General features: G+C 51.5%; 17 protein-coding genes and 1 pseudogene. 8 read left to right on the top strand and 10 right to left on the bottom strand.

Annotated elements, in window-relative coordinates; translation table 11 throughout:
- Positions 1–7: 7 nt before the first annotated feature.
- The gene (locus QP381_RS05400) at positions 8–304 is read right to left on the bottom strand and encodes a WhiB family transcriptional regulator (protein ID WP_006681336.1); all 297 of its coding nucleotides are present in this window, start codon (positions 302–304) and stop codon (positions 8–10) included.
- Positions 305–525: 221 nt separating this feature from the next.
- Here QP381_RS05400 and QP381_RS05395 point away from each other — a divergent pair, with 221 nt between their 5' ends.
- Complete coding sequence (locus tag QP381_RS05395) at positions 526–1,290, top strand: hypothetical protein (RefSeq protein WP_285068034.1); 765 nt, start codon at positions 526–528, stop codon at positions 1,288–1,290.
- Positions 1,291–1,311: 21 nt separating this feature from the next.
- Here the strand turns inward: QP381_RS05395 and QP381_RS05390 are convergent, their stop codons facing one another.
- The 9 genes from QP381_RS05390 to rfbA all read right to left on the bottom strand — a co-directional run bounded on the left by QP381_RS05390 (position 1,312) and on the right by rfbA (position 10,711).
- Positions 1,312–2,259: a glycosyltransferase gene (locus QP381_RS05390; protein ID WP_285068033.1), complete on the bottom strand. Its 948-nt coding sequence runs from the start codon at positions 2,257–2,259 to the stop codon at positions 1,312–1,314.
- A gap of 3 nt (positions 2,260–2,262) precedes the next feature.
- Positions 2,263–3,270 (bottom strand): dTDP-glucose 4,6-dehydratase, encoded by a 1,008-nt coding sequence (gene rfbB / locus QP381_RS05385; protein WP_103631986.1) that lies wholly within the window; start codon positions 3,268–3,270, stop codon positions 2,263–2,265.
- Between the two features lie 197 nt (positions 3,271–3,467).
- A complete protein-coding gene (locus QP381_RS05380) occupies positions 3,468–4,439 on the bottom strand; it encodes a glycosyltransferase family 2 protein (protein ID WP_103631987.1) in 972 nt (323 codons plus the stop codon).
- Positions 4,432–5,622 (bottom strand): ABC transporter ATP-binding protein, encoded by a 1,191-nt coding sequence (locus QP381_RS05375; protein ID WP_006681341.1) that lies wholly within the window; start codon positions 5,620–5,622, stop codon positions 4,432–4,434. The genes QP381_RS05380 and QP381_RS05375 overlap by 8 nt, the downstream gene beginning before the upstream one ends.
- A 2-nt stretch (positions 5,623–5,624) precedes the next feature.
- Positions 5,625–6,605, bottom strand: a complete 981-nt coding sequence (locus QP381_RS05370) for an ABC transporter permease (RefSeq protein ID WP_219810862.1) — start codon at positions 6,603–6,605, stop codon at positions 5,625–5,627.
- A 13-nt stretch (positions 6,606–6,618) separates the two neighbouring features.
- Positions 6,619–7,569 (bottom strand): glycosyltransferase family 2 protein, encoded by a 951-nt coding sequence (locus tag QP381_RS05365; RefSeq protein ID WP_006681343.1) that lies wholly within the window; start codon positions 7,567–7,569, stop codon positions 6,619–6,621.
- Complete coding sequence (locus QP381_RS05360) at positions 7,559–8,482, bottom strand: NAD-dependent epimerase/dehydratase family protein (RefSeq protein WP_006681344.1); 924 nt, start codon at positions 8,480–8,482, stop codon at positions 7,559–7,561. Before QP381_RS05360 ends, QP381_RS05365 begins: the two co-directional genes overlap by 11 nt.
- On the bottom strand, positions 8,475–9,749 hold the full coding sequence (locus QP381_RS05355) for a rhamnosyltransferase WsaF family glycosyltransferase (RefSeq protein ID WP_103631988.1): 1,275 nt from the start codon (positions 9,747–9,749) through the stop codon (positions 8,475–8,477). The genes QP381_RS05360 and QP381_RS05355 overlap by 8 nt, the downstream gene beginning before the upstream one ends.
- A gap of 101 nt (positions 9,750–9,850) precedes the next feature.
- The gene (rfbA, locus tag QP381_RS05350; protein ID WP_006681346.1) at positions 9,851–10,711 is read right to left on the bottom strand and encodes a glucose-1-phosphate thymidylyltransferase RfbA; all 861 of its coding nucleotides are present in this window, start codon (positions 10,709–10,711) and stop codon (positions 9,851–9,853) included.
- Between the two features lie 229 nt (positions 10,712–10,940).
- Here rfbA and QP381_RS05345 point away from each other — a divergent pair, with 229 nt between their 5' ends.
- From QP381_RS05345 to QP381_RS05315, 7 genes and pseudogenes are all read left to right on the top strand, one after another.
- The gene (locus QP381_RS05345; RefSeq protein ID WP_006681347.1) at positions 10,941–12,356 is read left to right on the top strand and encodes a sugar nucleotide-binding protein; all 1,416 of its coding nucleotides are present in this window, start codon (positions 10,941–10,943) and stop codon (positions 12,354–12,356) included.
- A 16-nt stretch (positions 12,357–12,372) separates the two neighbouring features.
- Complete coding sequence (locus QP381_RS05340; protein WP_006681348.1) at positions 12,373–13,758, top strand: hypothetical protein; 1,386 nt, start codon at positions 12,373–12,375, stop codon at positions 13,756–13,758.
- Positions 13,759–13,809: 51 nt separating this feature from the next.
- Complete coding sequence (locus tag QP381_RS05335; protein WP_006681349.1) at positions 13,810–14,532, top strand: glycosyltransferase family 2 protein; 723 nt, start codon at positions 13,810–13,812, stop codon at positions 14,530–14,532.
- Positions 14,533–14,558: 26 nt separating this feature from the next.
- The gene (locus QP381_RS05330) at positions 14,559–14,930 is read left to right on the top strand and encodes a DUF2304 domain-containing protein (RefSeq protein ID WP_006681350.1); all 372 of its coding nucleotides are present in this window, start codon (positions 14,559–14,561) and stop codon (positions 14,928–14,930) included.
- A gap of 106 nt (positions 14,931–15,036) precedes the next feature.
- A complete protein-coding gene (locus QP381_RS05325; RefSeq protein ID WP_103631992.1) occupies positions 15,037–16,800 on the top strand; it encodes a hypothetical protein in 1,764 nt (587 codons plus the stop codon).
- 31 nt (positions 16,801–16,831) lie between these two features.
- Entirely contained in the window at positions 16,832–17,977 is a 1,146-nt protein-coding gene (locus QP381_RS05320) for an acyltransferase family protein (RefSeq protein ID WP_006681352.1), read from the top strand.
- A gap of 217 nt (positions 17,978–18,194) precedes the next feature.
- Positions 18,195–18,608, top strand: a pseudogene (locus QP381_RS05315) (S8 family serine peptidase); the annotation flags it as partial.

Genomic DNA, 18,608 nt, shown 5'->3' with positions numbered 1-18,608 from the left:
TCATCTTTCAGATAGCGAGGCGACGCATACGACGGCGTTCGCGCTCTGACAGCCCGCCCCAAATACCGAATCGCTCGTCGTGTTCGAGAGCGTACTGCAAGCATTCTTCACGAACTTCGCAGGACTGGCAGACAGCTTTCGCTTCGCGTGTTGACCCGCCCTTTTCGGGGAAGAAGGCTTCCGGGTCGGTCTGAGCGCAGAGTGCGTGCTCTTGCCATGCAAGAGGACCGTCAATCGACGCGTAGAAGTCAGCATCGAGTGCTTCAGACCAAGAAATCGGTCCGTCACCGAGAATGTTCCACACGTGAATATCTCCTTGCAGTTTTACATCAATATAAGAATTACACGCGTGTCATCTTCATAAGTCAAGCCCGAGGGAGTAATTGAGAAATCCTTGCCTGTCAGTTGCGAGAAGTGAACTATTGTGGTTAGCCAGTATTTGTGCGCCTCAAGCAGGTTTTCGGCAGGAATCCGGCATTGTTATTCGATGAGCTTGGAGAACATCTGTCCACTACGATTCCACTTATGACCACTTTCCCGCAACTCATTTCGCTTCTGGCAACACGTCCATCCCCGCAAATGACGATCTATTCGCAAGAACGCGTTGAGTTCAACGGACCGGTCATTGCCCGCTGGTTCGCGAAGGTCGCCAATCTTCTGGGAAGCGACCTTGCTCCGAACCTGTTTGATGGCCCCTTTGGCTTCGAAACTCCTTCGACCGTCTCTTCTGACTCCAACAATGAGACGCGCCAAACACTGTGCCTCGCCGTGGGCCCGTGGCAGAAGCTCGTGTGGAGCGTTCCCGCGCTTGCTATGGGATTGAAGCTCTGCAGTGATTCAGCAACGCTAGGTGTTTCCGACATCCTTGTGACAGATTCGGTTGACGAGGCCTCACGCGACGCGCTGAAGCGCGGCGCGTGGGTGTTAGCCCAACCACGCACCTACCTCACGTTTTCGTGGAATGGAGAGCCCCTGCCTGATGGAGTGCTCGATGCACTCATGGAGGTCGGCGCTCAAAGCGACGCACTCGAAGTACCCATTCCACAGCGGGCACCCACATCCGTTGAAGAAGCGTGTGGCATCACCCACCTGCTTGAACCAGCCACCGCGTCTTCTGAATCGCAACGCATTGCCCTTTATCAGTTGGATCATTGCGCCCCCATCGCAGTCACGCACTGGTTAAGTGGGCGCAGCCTCGTACTTATTGATCCGAAACTGTATTCCGAGCAAGAGGCACAACGAATCGCTGAGTCAGAAGGCGCATCGCTCCTTCACGACGGCGCGCACTGAACGCGACCGAACAATCGGCGACTACCACACGCCCAATACGTGTGCGAGCGCCAGCTGGAAACCTTCACGAGGCTTGCGTCGAATCTGACGCCAACGACGAGCGAACTTCAGACGCCCAGAAACAGACGTGTCCTCAAGCTCGCCGATCAATGTACTCAGATCCGCCATCACCTGATCGTCGTATAGTGCCACCTGACGCACAGCGCGCGCGACCGCCAAGAACTGACCACGATAGAAACCGCTACGCAGACGCGCAAAACGGTCGGCATACGCTCCCAATCCCCTATTCGCGCCCTGCACATTCGCTTCATGCTGACGATAATCCAGGGTCGGCGTCGCACTCACAATCCACTTGGCACCAATCGCACGCGAAATCGCATACACGTACCAATCGTGGACACCGATGGCAGAGTAGTCCAAAAGCTCGAGAGCATCACGAAGTTTTTCATGGAATTCCGGCGTAAAAACATAGGTCGACCCCGGTCCGGCAGCCTCAAAAATGTGGTCCCACCGTTGCATGGCACCCGCTTTATCAATCAGAGTCTTCTTCCCCGACTGATCGAAGCTCGTGACATTCGAGGATGTCACATCCGCATGTTCAGCTTCAAGAATCGCAATCTGTCTGGACAACTTATCCAGATGCCACACATCATCTTGATCCGTAAACGCAACATACGAACCATCCGGACGATGCGTCATGAACAGATGAAGGAAATTCCCCGTCACACCCGGCGTACCGTCGCGAGGCGGAAGAAGGCGAATACGTCGATCCTGACCAGCGCGCTGTGCAACGTGTTCAACAGTGCCGTCTGTTGACCCGTCATCAGAAACGAGCAACGTTACGTCGACTCCCCTCTGATCAAGGATTGAATCGATCTGTTCGTCAATCCACGTCCGACCGTTGTAGGTCGCCATTAAGACCGTGACGCGCGGGTTTTCACCCAACGCGCCACGTGCGTGGCTATCCACGAATCAGTGACCTTCAGCCGCGTACTTCGCTTCGACGGCTTCCTTCAGCGGCGCCCACCATGCTTCGTTATCGGTGTACCACTTGATCGTGTCGGCAAGACCCGAGCGGAAGTCCGTAAAGTGGGGCTCCCACCCAAGTTCTTCGCGGAGCTTCGTGTTATCGATCGCGTAGCGCAGGTCGTGGCCAGGGCGATCGGCGACATGATCGAAATCGTCTGCCGGGTAGCCCATCAGTTCGTTCAGGATCGTGACAACATCATGGTTGTTCGTTTCACCGTCAGCGCCGATCAGGTATGTTTCGCCGATACGACCCTTCATCAGGATGTCCCAGACCGCCGTGTTGTGGTCGCGAACATGGATCCAGTCGCGAACGTTCAGACCATCGCCGTACAGGCGCGGACGGACACCGCGCAGACGGTTCGTGACCATGCGAGGAATGAACTTCTCGATGTGCTGGTAGGGACCGTAGTTGTTCGAGCAGTTCGAAATCGTTGCTTCCACACCGAACGAACGCACCCACGCGCGAACCAGATGGTCCGAGCCGGCCTTCGATGCCGAGTAGGGCGACGAGGGGTTGTAAGGGGTGGTCGGCGTGAACTTAGCGGGATCGTCCAGTTCCAGATCGCCGTAGACCTCGTCGGTTGAAATGTGGTGGAAACGAACCTTGTGGCGTCGGACTGCTTCAAGCAGGGTGAACGTACCAACCAGGTTCGTCTGAATGAACGGCGACGGATCGTTCAGAGAGTTGTCATTGTGCGACTCGGCAGCAAAGTGCACGACAGCATCAGCTTTCGCAACGACTGAATCGACAAGATCAGCATCCGCAATGTCGCCTTCAATGACGCTCAGACGTTTCGCCATGTCCTCGGACACGTCGGTCAACGAGCCACGGTTGCCTGCGTAGGTGAACGCATCAAGAACAACAACATCCACATCCGGATGGTCTTCAAGAAGAGTGTGGACAAAGTTGGCTCCGATGAAACCAGCACCACCAGTAACGACGATTCGCACGATAAACTCCTAACGAATGAACAGTTAAGGGTAATTATGCCGTACGAGGACAGTGAATGAACCTCAGACGCACCATCAATAGGAAAGAGAAGCCGAGGGAGGCACATTTCTTGATGCCGTGCCTGCGAGTAAAAGAAGCCCCGGCCCCGCGGGGAGAAACACGCCCTCCCCTGATCCCCATCAGCAAGATGTGCATCTCAGGAATCAAAGCTCCGCAGAAGATCACGACCGAACGCCCAGATACCCCGCGAATACTTCGAGTAGTTGCCTTTAGACGCCTCCCCCATAAGCGATGGGATCCGAGAAAGATGCCCTTTGGGCATGAGTGAACGAGCCTGCTGATGCTTCACAGCTTCTTCAAGGCGGTGTCGTTGTTCGGCTGTGCCACGCTGTGTTGTATTGACGAAGTGGGATGCGCTGAGGGCTCGCGTCAAGCGCCGCGCATCATCATCAGAGTCTGCTGAAATCTTGCGTTTGATCTGAACAAATAACGGTTCTTTTTTCGCGCCGATTTGGTTGTTCTCATGCTGGCGATAGTCCGTCAGAGCTTCTGGAAGAAGAACCAGCTGACAATCGAAAGCGGCAATGAACCCAAGCCACTCGTCGTGGATCCAGCCGTCAGGAACCGGCATAATACTGCGCGCGAATTCCCCCTTCACCGCAGCCGTTGCGCCCGTAACAAGGTTCCGCTTGAGTAGTACCGCGAGCGCATCGCCATCGACGAGGTTCCGTTTCTCCCACGCGCTGACGTTGAGCTCTTCAAGAAGCGCCGATCCCTTTGGATTCCCCTCAGCGTCGACAAGGCGGGCATCAGAATGAACGAGCTCTTTGTCGTCAAGAGTTTCAACTAGTTTCTCAACTTTGTCCTGATGCCAGACATCATCCTGATCGCACAAAATAATGACGTCACCGGTCGTCGCGCTGATTGCATCAGCAAAGTTACTCCTGACGCCAAGGCCGGGATTATGACGCCGGACCATGAGGTCGATGTTTGTTCCAGCAACACGCTCTTCAACAATCTGAACTGTGTTGTCACTAGAAGCGTCATCGCCCAGAACAATTTCATCCACCGGCATGGATTGAGCCAGAATCGACTCAATCTGCTGAGCGATAAATCGTTCGCCGTTATACGTACACAGGGCGACGCTGATGCGCGGAGAATCAATCATTGAAAGTAATTGTTGGCATCATCGCAATCGGCCCCGTACCTGCATAAGGCCCAGCAACGATCAAGTCCCACGCGTTGTGGCGATGATTGATGGTCCTCCCAAGTCCATCTGCAATCCCCGCATGAAGGCGATACATTCCATCCCCAAGAGGAAGATTAGGAATCGAGAATGTGACTCGATTCTGACCCGTAACTGAAGGCATCACCGATTTTGAGGCATTGGTATCAAATGTAAACAAGTGCTGACCAAGATTGGTCTCGAATGTAATACCAACCAGCCAGTCATCCATTTTCTCTTCAGTGGTGAAAACCATCTGGACTTTCATATCATCGCCAGTATTCAGGCGATGAACACGATTACCGTGTGCGTCCTCAATATAAACATCATCGAGACGGACTTTGCCAAACAAGTAATCTGAAGGATCGCTTTCCTTCTGTTCCCTATCGGCAAGCTCAAATGCTTCACGAAGAGCATGAACTGCTTCTTGCGTATTACCGTCAAAAACAACGTGTCCATGATCGAGAACAACACCGCGGTCACAGACCGCATTCACTTGATCTGCTGAGTGCGAGACAAGAAGAATCGTTCGTCCTTCACGTTGAAATTCGGAAATCTTATCCATGCACTTTCGTTGGAATGGCTCATCACCAACCGCAAGGACTTCATCAACAAGAAGAATGTCCGGATCCGAGTGAACCGCAACTGCAAAGGCTAGGCGCACATACATTCCGGAGGAATAGAACTTCACCTGAGTGTCGATGAAGCGTTCGATTCCAGAAAAGGCAACGATCTCATCGAACTGTCGTTCAGTCTCCACGCGAGTCATGCCAAGAACTGATGCATTGAGAAAGACGTTCTCTCTACCAGTTAAATCCTGATGGAAGCCAGCTCCAAGCTCAAGTAAAGCCGCCATGCGCCCACGTGTAGTCACCGTTCCTATCGTCGGACGAATGATCGAGCCCATGATTTTAAGCAGTGTAGATTTACCAGAACCGTTGTGTCCCATCAGACCGACTGTTTGATTCATTGGGATCGACAAAGAAACGTCTTCCAACGCATTAAACTCTTCGATATGAGCTTTTGAAGAATGGACGACTCGATCCTTTATCGACATATCTCGATGGATCTTAAAAGATTTTGACACATTATCTACACGGATAACATCTGGATAAGTCTTAGCCATTATCACAGCTCCTGTGCGAAGTTACCTTCGAGACGCACAAACACGCGGTGCGCTCCGAAAAGAAGAAGAATTCCGACAATCAAAGCAATTGTCATGCGGAGAATCATATGAGTGGGATAGGGAGCATCGACTCCTGCCGCCCACATTGTCCTTTGGAACCCAAGAATTGCTAGGGTAATTGGATTAGCCAGGTACAGTTCAAGAATCCATCCGGAAACTGTGTTTGCTACGAAAGAATAGGAATAGACAATAGGGGAAGCCCAGAATCCTAGAAATGTAATCACTTCAATCAGATGTTGAACATCACGCAAGTAAACATTTATTGCTGAGAGAAATAAGCCTCCAGCCAAGCCGTAAACGATAAGGAGAAGAAGGGCTAGCGGAAAGAATACGAGTAAATGCAGATGCGGGAATTGAAAAGTACATACGACAGCAATCAGGAGGATGATGAACTGAGTTAAGAAGTTAACAAGCGCATTTCCTGCAACAGATAGTGGGAATACCTCACGTGGAAGGTAAACCTTCTTTACAAGCCCGGAATTTGCGACAATTGATCCGGTTCCTCCATTAATGATGTCAGCGAATAGCGTCCATGCTGTCAATCCGGAGAAGACGAAGATAGCAAACTGCGGGATACCTCGCGCTGCTCCAAGAAAATGACCAATAACGATGAAGTAGATCAGCAATTGTGCCAGTGGCTTCACTAGCGACCAGGCAAAACCGAAAGTTGAGTCCTTGTATTTTGCTTTAAGCTCTCGTCTGACAAGGTAACCGAACAGTTCTCGACGTCGCCACAGATCTCGGACAGCCGTCCGCGTACCTTTGATAATTCCCGTCTTGTCCCCGAGCTCTTTAAGAGGTTCTTGAACCAGGCGTGCTTCCCGATCAGCAACGATCTTGTCGAGTGTTTCTGGTGTCATCCCTGATAATTCGGCTCCTGATTCAGAGGGGCTATGAAACTCTGAGTTCGCTCTTGTAGTCACTTCACTCTCCCCCTCATTCTCCATAGCGCTTCAACGCTGAACGCACTCCTCGACGTACGCCTCGCCAGCGCTGGACATGATAGGCCGGGTTCACAAGCAATCCGTGAAGCTTGCGTTTGGTTGTAACCTCGCGATCACGAACTAAACGAACAGCATCCCGAAGCACTCCACCAACAACAAGCTTTGCGACTGTAGGAATCGACGGAAGGGCTACATCAATCCCGACTTCGCGAAGGCCCTGCGTTTCTTCGAACATACGATCGTCGTATTCTAAGATCGTCATCTCGTTAGAGTGCCAAACGACAGCTCGCGGAGCGTACGCCTTAATATAGCCAGCATCAATGACATCTCGGCCAAGCAACTGATCCTCGGCATACGAAACATCGCGGTAAGGAATCTCGCCTGTGAGAACTGAACGACGAGCTGCCGAATTCACGTCGGAATAGAAGGTCACCGCATTACGCACGCCCTCGTCCTGAATGAAATCATCGTCGTAGAACAAGGTTGTACCGTGCATCGGCCCAAAACTGGCAAAGGTGTTTTTCACGTCGTAGCGCAGCAATGGGAATGCATCTGCACGAGGCACTTGAGAACCCATAACTGCAACAATGCGCTCGCTAATATCAAAGGGAGCAGTGATCTCATGAAGCCAGCGATCAGATGCTGGAGTCGCATCGTGAGTCAGGTAGACAACATAGCGCCCCTTAGCCAAGTGGGCACCAAGGTTGCGTGTTTTTCCATGACCAAACTCGCTATTCGGGATCTGATGAAGCCTGACCCACGGATTCTTCGCGATGATGTCGAGCGTCGAGTCTGTGGATCCCGAATCAATGACGAGCGTTTCAAACGTGCCACCATAGCGCTGAGCATGAACCGCATTAAGAATTTCCTCAAGGTGTTGCTCACCGTTATAGGTCAGAATGACGACTGTTGCGTCGAATTCATATTCTTTTTCAGAAGCCATGTTCACAAATCTCCTGCCACGTACGTTGAATACCGACCTCAAGTTCAGTCATTTCGAACGGTCCGAACTCGTTTTGGATGCGTGTCGTGTCAAGAACGCTACCGTGGACATAGGTGCTGGGAACGTCACGGTATTCGATAACAGGATGCCTACCCGTCACGTTGACCATCGCGTCGACAAGTTCGTTCACCGTAGTGCCACGTCCCGAACCAACGTTGTATACCGGCTGGCTTGGGCCCGTCGAAATCATCGTAGCGACGATATTCGCGAAATCTTTGACATAGATGTAGTCACGGAACATCGTTCCGTCTCCCATCACTGTCAGAGGCTTATTGTTCAGAATATTCCTCAAGAAAATCGGAATAATTCCCTGGCGCTTATGCGGGTTTTGACGAGTCCCATACGGGTTCGAAATACGGAAACTCGTTGAACGCAAACCATATTTCCGTTCAAAGAAACGCATGTAGTTTTCGATGGCAAGCTTTCCAATGCCATAGGGAGAAACTGGAAGCGTCAGATCCTCTTCGGAAAAGTTTTCTTGATCGCGGTCTCCGTAGATCGTGCCACCTGAAGAAGCAAAGTAGACATGCTCAACTCCCTCGTCAGCACAGATCTGGAACAACTCAACCGAGCCAAGAATGTTCGTGCGAATATCCACGATCGGGTCATTTTCTGCTGTTGCAGGATCCGTCGTCGACAGCATGTGAACAACAATCTGCTTGCCGCGAACCGCCCGTCGAAGATCAGCTATGTTCAGAAAATTTCCATCAACGATATCAACGCCTTCCGAGGCCCAATGGGTAGTCCCCGAAAACATGTCGAATACGGTGACACGATGCTCACGCACTACGAGAGCATCCACGAGGTGGGATCCAAGAAAACCGTTTCCGCCAATGACGAGAATGTTAGCCACGCATTGCCTCCTCGAAGGCGGTGACAAATTGAGCCCCCGCATCGTCCCATGAGAAATCCGAAACGGACGAGGCTGCCTCGCAAGATTTTTCAATCTGCTGAGAATCATCGAGAATTTCAACGATTCTATGCGCCAATGCCTTTGGCGACAGTGGCGTGTATGCGATATGCGGATTAGCTGAAACCAGACGGTTATTCTCTGCGTCATTTACGACCGGGATCGTTCCACACGAAAGCAATTCAAGTGGGAGCAACGACATGTTCGTCAGTGACATCACCAGAGCGGCCGCACATTTGTTGTAGAGAGGACTCAAATCACTGATACTCATCGCACCATGATCGATAAAGTCGAATGGCACATCCCAACCACCGAGAGGCCATCCTGCCATGTGAATCGTTGTTAGAGGACGTAGCCGTTTCACTTCAGCAAGAGTCATGACCCCCAGCTCAAACCCTCGACGAGCCGTCACTGGTCGCGCATAGAAGAACACATCTGATCGGCGCTGTTCATTCGTTCGCTTATAGAGTGAAAAATCTGCCGCAAAATCGAAGGGATGTGTTTTCATTCCGTAGTCAGTGGAAAGCTTCTTTGCAAGCCAGCGTCCAGCAGTGAAAGCTTCAAAGCCGAAGCGGTACGTATTTTCGGCAAGCACGGATTCGGAGCCAACAGAGTAGAACGACGGCTCGAAGTCCTGCACAAAGTAGTATCTGCGCGCATTCGAACGGTCGAGGTACGAGGGGTATGCCGTCTCCCAACCGGTGGAGAAGATCGCGTCGACTTCTTCGCCGACTCCAGCCGATGGCGAATACACCTCGATTGAAGCATTCAACTGAGGATAAGCAACCGAATCACGAAGTATCTTTTGGATGCCCTTGATGTTGATCGGCAGGGGGTTAGAGGAATAGAGAAAGATCTTGACCGTATGTCCGGCTTGTTCCAAGAAAGAAAGGAAACGGAATATATTCTGGTGTCCACCTGAATGCTCTCCGGGGGGAGACATAATCCAGGCGGTCGTAAATGGGCCGTCTCCGACCGATCGAGGCTCTTGTTTCCACTGCGGAGCTACTGTCCAGTCAGCAACCGCCGCGTCCTCGAACTTCACCAACGAAGCATTCCTTCGTCCGCTGAGCCCACCCGCATTTTTGGGAGAGGATAAGTGAGTGCCCACTCCAAGGAAGAGGCGCCCTACTGTCAGTCGTGCGCCGTTACGTTTGTAATACGAGGCGCCCAGCTTTGAATAGTTCGCGAGCTTCTTCATTCCATTCATACGCGTCAGTGTATATGTCCGAGGCCTTGATACAGGGCAGTACATACACAGGTCTGCCAGTTCCCCATCACACGACGTTGACGGGAAACTGACAGATCAGATCACTTCAACAGGTCCAGCAGGTACTGCCCGTAACCGGACTTCACCAGCGGTTCAGCGCGCTGACGCAGTCCTTCATCATCAATGAAGCCCATACGCCAAGCCACTTCTTCAGGAGCTCCAACCTTCATCCCCTGGCGTGCTTCCACTGTACGAACGAAGTTCGTTGCATCAGCAAGGGAATCAAATGTTCCAGTATCGAGCCAAGCAGTACCTCGAGGGAGAACCTCAACTTGAAGCTTTCCTGCTTCAAGGTAAACCTTGTTCACATCCGTGATTTCGTATTCACCGCGTGCGGAAGGCTTGAGATTCTTCGCGATCTCTACGACGTTATTGTCGTAGAAGTACAGACCAGGAACCGCATAGTTCGACTTCGGATGAGCAGGCTTTTCTTCAATAGAAATTGCGGTGTAGTTATCATCGAATTCAACGACACCGTACGCGGTTGGATCTGCCACATGGTAGGCGAACACTGCACCACCATCAGGATCCACATGACGGCGAAGCTTCGTGCCCATACCGGGACCGTAGAAGATGTTGTCACCAAGAACGAGAGCCGCGGGGTCAGTTCCAACATGATCAGCACCAAGGACAAATGCCTGGGCAAGTCCGTTCGGCACTTCTTGAACAGCATACGAGATATTGACACCAAGCTGTGAGCCATCGCCCAGCAGGCGGTGGAAAGCTTCGGCATCATGAGGTGTCGTAATGACAAGGACGTCTTGGATACCTGCAAGCATCAGCGTTGACAACGGATAGTAGATCATCGGTTTGTCATACACCGGGACAAGCTGTTTTGACGTTCCCAATGTAATTGGATTCAATCGGGTTCCTGATCCGCCGGCAAGGATAATGCCCTTCATCGTTCCTCCGCAGGTTGAGTGCGCGCACTGATCGACTTACTTGTGCACCTTGACGCTCATTATGCCAAGATTTTTTTCTAATGTTACGCATCACACTCACACATGTACCAGAGTGCAACTGAGGAATATCACCGCTTGCTTCAGCGATAAACAGCCCACTATCACCTAAACTCGTTCCAGTACTAGTTTCCACTCAGCGCCAGCCATGGATGTAGGAGCACGATTCACGATGACGACAGCGACAGGAAAAGCTCTTGGCATTGAGGAAACCCCTATTCCCGGCTTCCTGCGCATTGATCTCACCGTGCATGGAGACAACCGTGGCTGGTTTAAAGAAAACTGGCAACGAGAGAAGATGCTTGCTCTTGGGTTACCTGACTTTGGCCCCGTGCAGAACAACATTTCTTTCAACGATGAAGTTGGCGTAACACGCGGTATTCACGCTGAGCCGTGGGACAAGTTTGTTTCGGTCGCAACCGGCCGAGTCTTCGGCGCGTGGGTAGATCTGCGCGAAGGTCCTTCGTTCGGAACGGTTTACACGACTGAAATTGACCCCTCGGTTGCAGTGTTCGTTCCCCGTGGCGTGGGCAATTCATACCAGACTTTGGAGCCAAATACTGCATACACCTATCTGGTGAATGACCATTGGTCTGCCGACGCAAAATACACCTTCTTGAACCTCAACGATGAAACTGTCGCAATTGATTGGCCAATTCCGTTGGAGGACGCGATTCTGTCCGATAAGGACAAGGCTCATCCCAAACTCGCAGATGTTATCCCTTTCCCCTCCCCGGATACGCGACGTGTTTTGGTAACCGGAGCAAATGGTCAGCTTGGACGCGAACTCCTCAAGCAGCTCCCCGAAGCTGGCTACAGCGTGACAGGTGTCGATCTACCACAATTTGATATTGCTGACGATGTCACCATGGACACGGTCGACTGGTCGCGATACGACATCATTATCAATGCAGCAGCTTGGACAGACGTCGACGGAGCAGAAACACCTGAAGGGCGCCCGCTTGCTTGGCGGGCCAACGCTCTTGGGCCTGCGAATCTCTCTCGAATCGCAAGCAAACACCACTTGACGGTGGTGCATATTTCTTCCGAATACACTTTCGATGGTTCAGCGGAGTTTCACACAGAGACCGAGAATCCAAGCCCTCTAAGCGTGTATGGTCAGTCGAAAGCTGGTGGCGATGCAGCAATTGTCACCACTGCCCAGCACTACTTGGTTCGGACCAGCTGGGTTGTTGGCGATGGAAAGAACTTCATTAAGACGATGAAGGGTCTTGCTGATGAAGGTGTTAATCCCACCGTTGTCAACGACCAAAAAGGGCGTCTTACTTTTACTACCGACCTAGCAGGTGGAATTATTCACCTTCTGTCAACTAACGCCGAATACGGAACATACAATCTTTCTGGCGAAGGTCCCGTTGTCTCATGGTGTGACATCGCGAAAAGAGTTTTCGAATTAGTCGGTCGTTCGCCAGACGACGTTACCCCCGTAACAACCGTTGAGTATTACGCAGGAAAAGAACAGATTGCTCCCCGTCCTCTCAACTCGACGCTTGATTTGACGAAGCTTGAACAGACAGGCTTCACACCACGAAACTCGATGCAGGTTCTTACAAAGACTCTCAGCTGAGAGCAACTTACCCGTTATGACCGCCCTGGATACCAAACCAAGCGAAGGCACTCGCACCATCATGAACATGAAACTGTATCGGGATGCTTCTGAGGCGCCACTGTGGGTACGAACTATTCTTTTGGCTCTTATCTTTACGGCGCTCTCAGCGCTCGTCGGTTATCGCTATATTTCGGAGCATAGTGCGATCTCCCCGCAAGACGAGTACGTATATATCGACGCTGTTGATAAAGCAATGCACGGCGAAGTTACTCGTCAATACTCTGAAACGGACGAATACGCGCGTTCGCTCATTACATGCGTAGGCATCGAGATTTACGGCCCGCAAGGTCCTGCCTGTGGTGACACCAATGCGCCCTCTGAAGATTATCCCTTTAAAGGCTATTCAACCGCTTCAGTTCACTCACCTCTCTATTTCTTTATCACTGCTTTCTTGACGAAGATTCTTCTCTTCCTCGCCCCCGGCAAGCAGATGTATTTGTTAGCCAAGTTCACCGGTACTCTATGGCTCGGGCTGGGATTAACTGCGACATGGCGCCTTGCACGATACCTCGGCGGTTCACGCCTTATCACGGCATCAGTGACCGCCCTTATGCTTGCAAGTCCCGCGATCAGGTGGGCGAACTTCTATGTCACCCCTGACTCGTTCAGTTTGCTCGCAGGTTCATTCATCTTCTTATCTACGCTGAAAATGGTCCGCAAAGAATGGACTTCGATTCCCCTCATCGTTGCTTCGATTTTTTTTGGTCTGATTAAGTTCCAGATGCTCTTTGCAACGGGTGCAGCACTGCTGTTTATCCTCATCTATTTCATACGCGTTAAAGAGGAACGTTCTTCACTCAAGCGACCAATTCTTCTTGCATTATTGGCCCTACTTTTGGGCCTTGTCGCTCAATTTGCTTACCAGCATTACAGGAGCCTCACTGCAATCCACATCAGAGAAGATTATTCAATCGATGCCCATGTTCCCTTCTCGCCGACTTTTGCGGTCGAGCAACTAGATAATTTCCTTACCTACCTTTACATGGGCCCTGTATCACTCAATGGAGGCTTACTCAGCGCAGTCGGGCTCCCTTATGCTTTCACAACGTTATCTTCCTTGCTTCTAGTTTCAGGTCTCGTTGGAGCAGCTCTCTTCGCTGTTAACACTGAAGTACTTAACCAATCATTCGCGCTTGCCCTATTGTTGGCCTCAATCTTCGTAGCCCCCGCGTTCTACATCTACCTGAACCTCACAATGGGTGTCGGGTTTGACCTTGCTCCGCGATATGGTGCCGCTCTTCTACCGGCTCTTGCGATAGGTCTACCCGTGACAGTAAAGTCCAAGAGTTCTTCGGTTCTAGTGGCAGTATTCGCCGTGTTTGCACTCGCGTTTGCTCTGATTGCAAACAGTATTGTCTAGGTCGATACATCCACTATGCACTCGACACCGATGAACAGAAAGTAACAGATAATGGCTGAAGCAAAATCACGAATCTTGGTCATCGTTCCGGCATGGAACGAAGAAGCAGTCATCGGACCTGTGCTTGAAGAACTTCGTAGCGAAGTCGGCTCGATGGCTGATATAGCTGTTGTCTCTGACGGCTCCGGCGATCGCACAGCAGCAATTGCCAAAGAACACGGCGCGATAGTTCTTGATCTGCCAATCAACCTCGGTGTCGGAGGAGCGATGAGGACAGGTTATTCCTATGCTCAACGCAACAACTACGACTATGCTGTTCAGCTCGATGCAGACGGGCAACACGACCCCAAGGAGATCTCGAATCTCTTGGCATCCGCGAAGAAAACGGATGCCGATGTTGTGATCGGCGCACGCTTCGCAGGAAAAGGCGACTACACCGTTCGAGGCCCCCGTCATTGGGCAATGAAAGTTCTCTCCACAATCCTTTCGAGAGTATGCGAAACAAAATTGACTGACACAACGTCGGGCTTCAAACTAAGCAACCGAAAAGCTATCGCTTTGTTTGCACGGAACTATCCGGCTGAGTACCTGGGTGACACAATCGAAGCACTTGTCATCGCAAAACGTCACGGTTTATCGATTCGGCAGGTCCCCGTAGAAATGCGTCCCCGTGCTGGAGGAGAACCCTCACATAATCCTCTTAAAGCTGCTCGATTCCTGATTCGCGCGTTCATTGCACTGTCCGTTGCCTTGACACGCCCCTCTGTTGGCTGACGAGTGAGAGAAACTGGAGATCAGAAATGACATCAACATACTGGCTCGGCATCCTTTTCGCGCTCGTCATCTTTTACGCAATCTTCATCAAGATGCGCAATGCTGGAATGAAGGAACGCTACGCGACGTGGTGGTTCGTCATTGCAATCGGGGTATTGATCGTTTCCTTGTTCCCGCAGGCACTGAGCTTTGTTGCTCATCTCTTGGGAGTTCAGGTTCCTTTGAACCTCGCTCTAGTAACCGGCGCGGTCGTTTTTATGCTTCTTACGCTCCGAATGAGTGTTGATCTTTCCCATGCCAGCGAAGAACGACGAAAGCTCACTGAAGAAATCGCAATCCTCAACTACGAGCTCGACATCATTAAATCCCAGCAAGCTGGAAAGCAATCAGATCACTAAAGTCACTCAACGTGTTATCTCGGAGAGCTAAGACCTCACTGGCAACGTGACGAGCACCAATCTTTCCGCTATCAAGAACTCTAGATCAGTCAGGTACGCTCAAAACATGAATTTGCAGTTCCTAAGAGACTCCGTGCGTGCCACGGCACTTTTTCTGTTTTCTTTGATCGCAGTTGCTCTATTCGGAATGGTCGTAAAGACTGGCATCGCCTTGGTATTCTGGACAGCCATCATCGTTGCGCTTGTCCTTATTGGTGCCGTCATCTATCGGAACTACCAGACACTGAATCGTCGGTCTTTCTTCACCGCACTCGCAATTCTTCTTCCCTCTCTTGTCGGTGTCGCTTCAGTCGTCTATTTGCTCTCGTACTATGACGGTGGCGTTCCGGTTCAGTTCACGCGTAACGATATGGTGATGAATACCATCGAAGCGCTGACAATCCACCAGAACGGCGGACTAGGCTCCGGCGATGAGGTCAAACCTGTCTTCCTTACTGCGGTTATCACCTCAATTTTCTATGGGCCAGGTACTTCCTTCAGCCCACTTCTGACGATGTTGTATGGCAATATCGTTGCGGGTCTCGTTGTATGTTGTCTCGCCAGTATGTTTACCGGCTGGTTGACGTGGGCGTTGTTGTCACACGCTCCATGGCCTCTACGTACAGCTGCCGTGTTTGTTATCGGATGGGTCCCCTTTACTCGTAATATTTTTGGCGCGGTTGAATTTGATGGCTACCTCAACATCCCAGTTATCTATTTGATCTTGATCCTTTCGTGGATTACCTATCGGACCCTCCGTCCTGCCCAAGCACTCATCTGGCTTCCTGTGCTACTGGTCGCCACTCTTGCTACGTGGTCTCCGGCTTCCCTGATGCCCGGCCTGTTGCTACTAATGGCACTTGTACGTTGTCTGCATAATCTTCCCGCACATCGCCCAACGTCACGAGAGTTGATTTGGATCGCACTGACTTGGCTCTGCGTTGCAGTATTCTTCTTCGCTTGGTCACTCCCAGCACTCCGCGTCGACGGTGATTACCTCTCTGCTGGTCCCGGCTATTTTGCTGGTGAGATAAGCGACCACCTTACAATTGCCAGCATTCTTCTGCTTCTCCTGCTCTTCGTTTTCGCTGCTGCCCTTCCCCGGCATCGCTCGCCCGAGGCAATGGGACTTGGCGCCTTTGCAGTTGGCAGTTGGCTCGCGATCTTCTTCCTCCTCTTACTGCGAGAATCTGGCGATTCTCGCTGGGGCTACTATCCCCTGAAGATGATGTGGATCTCAACGATCACATTTGCAACCATCATGACGATTGAAGCGCTCCGCCAAGCGTTTACCCCTCGATCAGCATCTGACCGACGCTCCTACGCATGGTGGCGAGGGCGTTGTGTTCAAGCCGCCTTCTTTGCCCTGTCGGTAGTCATCATGGGCGTAGGCTCTCTTCTCCCATTTGAACATTTCGGTCGGGGTGGGACTCTCTTCCCCACGCTGCCTCGCTACGCAACAATGCCCACCGATAAAGACCACAAAATGCCGACCCCTGAGGAAAAGAAACTGTACGACCAATTGGTTGAAGTTTTTGACGAAAACCAGGGCGCTCCTGTCGTGTTCATTCGTCACGCGTCCAACCTCGCATTCGATGGTGATCGAAATCGGTACCTTATTCAATTCTCAGCGCCTACCAGTTATGATGTGCGTATTCACGCATACCGCGAATGGCACGGCGACTACTACGGAATGCTCTGCCCGCTCCTACGCGCTTGGGATAAAGAAGCGACTGTTATTACGTCCACTGAGGGCTACAAAACTACGCGCGAACAGATTGACTACTGTGGTCTATCGGATCGCGTCAAGCTCATCACCCTCGACAACTGATTCAGTCTTGTCTTTAGCTCTTGAGGAATCCATGCTTGATAAGCTACGAAAGACCTTCGTCCAAAAAGATCTCAGTTCTCGAGATAACTCGCTGAATTTTCTACGTTTGCTCTTCGCTCTACTCGTCGTCTTCTCCCACGCGCAGATTCTCACCGCTACAGGTGATGGTGTCGTTGTTCTAGGACAACACCTCGGAAGCTGGGCAGTTGTTGGATTCTTTGGAATTTCGGGTTACCTCATTACCGGAGCCCGAGTCCGAAGCGATGCGGGAAAATATCTGATTAACCGCGTCGCCCGCATCTATCCTGCATTCCTTGTAGCACTAGCATTCGTCGCTTTCGTGCTCGCTCCTATTGCCCACGTGATTGAAAAGGGCACTATTGACGGATATTTTGGTTCTTCCCCTACCCCACTTGACTACGTCTATAGCAATATCCTGCTGAAGGTCAGCTACTACCACATCGGTACAACCCTGTCAGATCATCCGCTTACGGCGTGGAATGGGTCGCTGTGGACGCTCTCATATGAATTCTGGTGCTACATCATCATCGGCGTATTCATGTCCTGGGCATTTATGCGCAAGCATGTCTGGCCAACTGCCGTTCTATTCGCAGTTTCAGTGTTGGCCCACGCTGGTATTGGACGCCTCAATCCCTACATCGATAGCAACTACGATTTGGGACTACTCATTTTCATGCTTCCCTATTTCTTGGGCGGTGCGCTGATTTTCCAGCTGAAAGACACTCTTCCAATGCGTGGTCGCTATGCACTGATCGCTGCTATCGCTTCAGTTGGCATCATCTATGCCCTGCCAGACTTCGGTAAGCAACTCGCCTCTCCACTCATGGCATACTTCGTTCTCTACCTAGGTACGATCGTGCCATCACCACGTTGGGTGAAAACACATGATATTTCGTACGGGATCTACGTATTCCACTTCCCCATCATTCAGTTCCTGATCACTCTTCACCTAGACAAACTCGGATTCATTCCATTCTTGATTGTCGCTGCACTTATCACGATGACACTGGCGACTCTCAGCTGGTTTGGAGTCGAACGTGCTGCGATGCGGTGGGCACGTGGAAAATCACCATGGGGTGGCCTAAAGAAGACTTCTTCTATTTCTCCGGTGCCAGCGAGTGAACACACAACCGAAGACAGCTCTGTTGTACGTTAGAATCTGCTTTCCCTCACCGGGAATCTAGCTCGAAACCACAGCTGAGATTCCAAAAGGGTACTCAGATCATTAGACTCGCCTTATGGGATCTCATCGCATTCGCTCTGTTGCGTCACTGTGCTTCGCGCTGACACTGCTACCTTCAATGGCACTTTCTTCCAGCGCTGCACCAACTCCAGCCTCCCAGGACGGATGGTCACTCCAGGACAATAGTTGGGTGTTCACCCGTTCGGGACACATTCTGCAGGGCTGGTTCCAAGATCGCGGTTCTTGGTATTGGGCTGACTCAGAAGGTCGAGCCGTCCTTGGATGGAAGCAGATCAATTCTTCGTGGTACTACTTCAGTTCCTCGAACGCGATGACTACTGGCTGGCAGTCCATCGGTGGCAAATGGTATTACTTTGCCACCAGTGGCGCCATGCAAACTGGGTGGCTCCACAATGGAAACACGTGGTACTACCTCGACTCTTCCGGAGCAATGGCCACCGGCTGGACCCTCGTCAACAACACCTGGTACCACTTCACCCAGAGCGGCGAAATGAAAACCGGCTGGGTCCACAATGGAAACACGTGGTACTACCTCGACTCTTCCGGAGCAATGGCCACCGGCTGGACCCTCGTCAACAACACC

Origin of the sequence: Pauljensenia sp. UMB6358 (assembly GCF_030216865.1) — a bacterium.
Taxonomy (GTDB): domain Bacteria; phylum Actinomycetota; class Actinomycetes; order Actinomycetales; family Actinomycetaceae; genus Pauljensenia; species Pauljensenia turicensis_A.
The sequence above is the reverse complement of the archived record's forward strand: the minus strand, read 5'-3'. Positions and strand labels throughout refer to the sequence as shown.